We start from the raw sequence: 4,274 nt of genomic DNA on the forward strand, positions 1-4,274 counted from the left end.
ATCGCAGCGCGTGTGTCAGGAGTACCTGTCTTTATCCACGAATCGGACCTATCCATGGGCTTGGCCAATAAAATCGCCTATAAATTCGCAACCAAAATGTACTCTACTTTTGAGCAGCCTGCTAGCCTTGTTAAGGTAGAGCACGTGGGAGCAGTGACCAAGGTAACAGGTCAAGAGACGCCAGAACCAGACGAGTTGGTGGATATCCAAACTCACTTTAATCCTAAATTGCCAACGGTATTGTTTGTCGGTGGTTCTGCAGGAGCTCGTGTATTTAACCAATTGGTGACAGACCATAAAAAAGAGTTGACAGAGCGCTACAATATTATCAATTTAACTGGAGATTCTAGCCTCAATGAGTTGAGTCAAAATCTCTTTCGTGTTGATTATGTGACGGATCTCTATCAACCCTTGATGAAGATGGCAGATGTGGTGGTAACGCGTGGCGGTGCTAATACGATTTTTGAGCTCTTGGCCATGGCGAAACTCCATCTCATCGTACCATTGGGTCGTGAAGCAAGTCGAGGAGATCAGATTGAAAATGCCGCCTACTTTGTAAAGAAAGGCTATGCAGAAGAACTTCAAGAAAGTGACTTGACCTTGGAAAGCTTGGAGGAGAAACTCAGTCACTTGCTTAGTCACAAGGATCAATACCAAGCTAGCATGAAGGCTTCGACTGAATTGAAATCTCTTGCAGATTTTTACGATCTATTAAGAAAAGACCTAGCATAAGGAATATCAATGTCAAAGGATAAGAAAAAAGAATCAAACCAGAAGCAAGAATTGTCTGAATGGCAGAAACGAAACCAGGAATACCTGAAGAAGAAGGCTGAGGAAGAAGCTGCCCTAGCTGAAGAGAAGGAAAAGGAAAAACAAGCTCGTAAGGAAGCCAACTCGAAACTATTGGAGGAATCCAAGAAATCATCGAGTGAATCAGGTGAGGAAGCCTCAAGTCCAAGCAAGGAACCATCCGAAAAAGAAGAAAAATCTCAAAAGGATGACCGGAAAGTCAAAGAGGAAAAAGAGAAGAAGAAAAAAGAAAAACCAGAGAAACCAGAGAAACCAGCCAAGCCTAAAATTGCACCTGTTCATATTTGGCGAGCTGTGAGTATATTGGTTCCCAGTGTTCTGGTCCTCCTTCTTTCAGTCTATCTATTGACTCCACTTTCGACCATCAAAAATATCGAGGTTAAGGGAAATAGTAACACGCAGGCGGATGACATCAAACAGGCTTCTGGAATTCAAGATAGCGACTATACCTTAGCTCTATTGTTGGATAAGGAAACATACGCTGAGCGAATCAAGTCCAATCATTGGATAGAATCAGCGAAGATTGACTATCAATTTCCGACTAACTTTACGATTGAGGTTAAGGAGTTTGATATTGTCGGTTATTATGTGTCTGGTGAAGAGTATTATCCAATTCTTTCTAGTGGTACAGTAGAGTCAACTCCTGTTGATCGCTTAAACTTGCCTGAGACTTATCTGACAGTTACCTTTAACGATGAGCAGCAGGTGAAAGAGCTGATAGCGGGATTGTCTACCATCAGTGAGGATATCAAGAGCCAAATCCAGAAAATCGAATTAGCGCCGAGCAAGGCAACCGCAGATCTTTTAAAAATTACTATGCTGGATACAGATGAGGTTTTGGTTCCCCTATCAGAATTGAGCAAGAAATTACCTTATTACAGCAAAATCAAGCCACAATTGTCTGAACCAAGTGTAGTCGATATGGAAGCTGGAGTATACAGCTATACGATAGCGGATAAATTGATAGAGGAGGCTGAGGAAAAAGCCAAACAAGAGGCCAAGGAAGCTGAGAAGAAAAAACAGGAAGAAGAAAAGAAAAAACAAGAAGAACAAGGAAATCAAAGCCAAACGAGCCAGCAATCACAGAGTCGCTAGACTAACTTTTCCTCTTGATTTTGAATGGTATAGAAGTCCAGTTTCGAGTTTTTGCTTGACAAGTCCTACTATAAATAATAGAATAGAAAAAAACCTTTAAAGCAGTCCAGAGAGGCAGCTAAGGTTAGACGGTGAAAGGGTGGACTCTACCCATTTTTCGTGGAACCTTGCTGTTGGCAGGTTCCTTTTTTCGTGGTTTGTTTTTGACCATACTCTCTTGCTTGCAAAGGTAAAAGGAGAAAGGTATGCGTGAACATCGTCCAGTTATTGCTCTTGATTTTCCTAGTTTTGAGGCGGTCAAGGAATTTTTATCTCTTTTCCCAGCAGAAGAAAGTCTTTACCTAAAAGTAGGGATGGAGCTTTATTATGCGGAAGGTCCAGAAGTTGTCCGTTATTTGAAGTCACTGGGGCATAGTGTCTTTTTGGACCTCAAGCTACATGACATTCCAAATACAGTCAAATCTGCTATGAAGGTCTTATCTCAGCTTGGTGTAGACATGACCAATGTTCATGCTGCTGGTGGTGTGGAGATGATGAAGGCTGCGCGTGAAGGTCTTGGAAAAGAAGCAAAATTGATTGCTGTGACCCAGCTTACATCAACGTCGGAAAGCCAGATGCAGGATTTTCAAAATATCCAAACCAGCCTGCAAGAGTCTGTGATTCACTATGCCAAGAAGACAGCTGAAGCGGGCTTGGATGGTGTCGTTTGCTCGGCTCAGGAAGTGCAACTCATCAAGCAGGCCACCAATTCAGATTTTATCTGTTTGACACCGGGAATCCGTCCAGCGGGAGCTGTGGTTGGGGACCAAAAACGCGTCATGACGCCAGCGGATGCTTATCAAATCGGTAGTGACTATATCGTAGTAGGACGTCCCATTACCCAAGCTGAGGATCCTGTTGCAGCTTATCATGCCATCAAGGATGAATGGAACCGGAACCAAGACTGAAATGAAAGAAATAGATTATAAAAACAAAAGGAGAATACTATGACACTTGCTAAAGATATCGCTAGCCACCTCTTGAAAATCCAAGCCGTTTACCTCAAACCAGAGGAGCCTTTTACTTGGGCATCTGGCATCAAATCGCCGATTTATACGGACAACCGTGTGACGCTTGCCTATCCAGAAACTCGTACCTTGATTGAAAATGGTTTTGTGGAAGCTATTAAAGCAGAATTTCCAGAAGTAGAAGTGATTGCAGGAACTGCGACAGCAGGAATTCCACACGGAGCTATCATCGCTGACAAGATGAACTTGCCTTTTGCCTATATCCGCAGCAAACCAAAAGACCACGGAGCTGGTAATCAAATCGAAGGTCGTGTAGCTCAGGGGCAAAAGATGGTTGTTGTTGAAGACCTCATTTCAACTGGCGGTTCTGTTCTTGAAGCCGTAGCAGCTGCTAAACGCGAAGGAGCCGATGTGCTTGGAGTTGTAGCGATTTTCAGTTATCAATTGCCAAAAGCTGATAAGAACTTCGCAGACGCTGGTGTAAAATTGGTGACGCTTTCTAACTACAGTGAACTGATCCACTTAGCCCAAGAAGAAGGTTACATCACGCCAGAAGGGCTCGACCTCCTAAAACGCTTTAAAGAAGACCAAGAAAATTGGCAAAATGCCTAAAACATAGAAAATCAGGTAGTCACTAGGATTACCTGATTTTTTGCATATAGGCAATAAAACTATGATTCCTAAAGGTAAAGATGAATATAGGATAATGGTAGAATGAGAGACCTTCTTTTTTGGCGGCATATTCAGATAATCAGTTTGAAATTCCCAGACAAAATTTTTGAAAGGATTCTGAAAAAGAGGTAAGATAGTTTATGTAAGAAAAAGTAAACGCTTACTTAATAAGGAGGACACTTTATGTCATATAAAACAAGCAATGCAGAAGGACCTGTAGATTTTATTAACACTTATGATTTGGAGCCAATGGCGCAACAAGTCATTCCTAAAGCTGCCTTTGGTTATATCGCTAGTGGAGCAGAAGATACTTTCACTTTACGCGAGAACATCCGTGCCTTTAACCACAAACTTATTGTTCCTCATACGCTTTGTGATGTTGAAAATCCAAGTACAGAGATTGAATTTGCAGGTGAAAAATTATCTTCACCAATTATTATGGCGCCTGTTGCGGCTCATAAATTGGCAAATGAGCAGGGGGAAGTAGCTACTGCGCGTGGTGTGCATGAATTTGGTTCTCTTTATACAACCAGCTCTTACTCTACCGTTGACCTTCCAGACATTACGGAAGCTCTTCAAGGGACACCTCATTGGTTCCAATTTTACTTTAGTAAGGATGACGGCATTAACCGCCATATCATGGATCGTGTGAAGGCTGAAGGCTACAAAGCGATTGTCTTGACGGCGGAT

5 protein-coding genes are annotated in these 4,274 nt (G+C 42.3%); all 5 read left to right on the plus strand.

The features are described 5' to 3' along the window. Positions 1-732 (plus strand): glycosyltransferase (locus tag SORDD27_RS01665; RefSeq protein ID WP_231069263.1); only part of this gene is annotated, 732 nt, incomplete at its 5' end. Positions 733-741: 9 nt separating this feature from the next. Next, positions 742-1,905: a cell division protein FtsQ/DivIB gene (locus SORDD27_RS01670; RefSeq protein ID WP_061426976.1), complete on the plus strand. Its 1,164-nt coding sequence runs from the start codon at positions 742-744 to the stop codon at positions 1,903-1,905. Between the two features lie 245 nt (positions 1,906-2,150). After that, on the plus strand, positions 2,151-2,852 hold the full coding sequence (pyrF, locus tag SORDD27_RS01675) for an orotidine-5'-phosphate decarboxylase (protein ID WP_061426978.1): 702 nt from the start codon (positions 2,151-2,153) through the stop codon (positions 2,850-2,852). A gap of 39 nt (positions 2,853-2,891) precedes the next feature. Further along, on the plus strand, positions 2,892-3,524 hold the full coding sequence (pyrE, locus tag SORDD27_RS01680) for an orotate phosphoribosyltransferase (protein ID WP_036755409.1): 633 nt from the start codon (positions 2,892-2,894) through the stop codon (positions 3,522-3,524). Between the two features lie 243 nt (positions 3,525-3,767). Continuing rightward, on the plus strand, positions 3,768-4,274 hold a 507-nt coding region (locus SORDD27_RS01685), incomplete at its 3' end, for an alpha-hydroxy-acid oxidizing protein (RefSeq protein ID WP_196755612.1).

Source organism: Streptococcus oralis (assembly GCF_001579025.1).
GTDB classification, from domain to species: domain Bacteria; phylum Bacillota; class Bacilli; order Lactobacillales; family Streptococcaceae; genus Streptococcus; species Streptococcus oralis_X.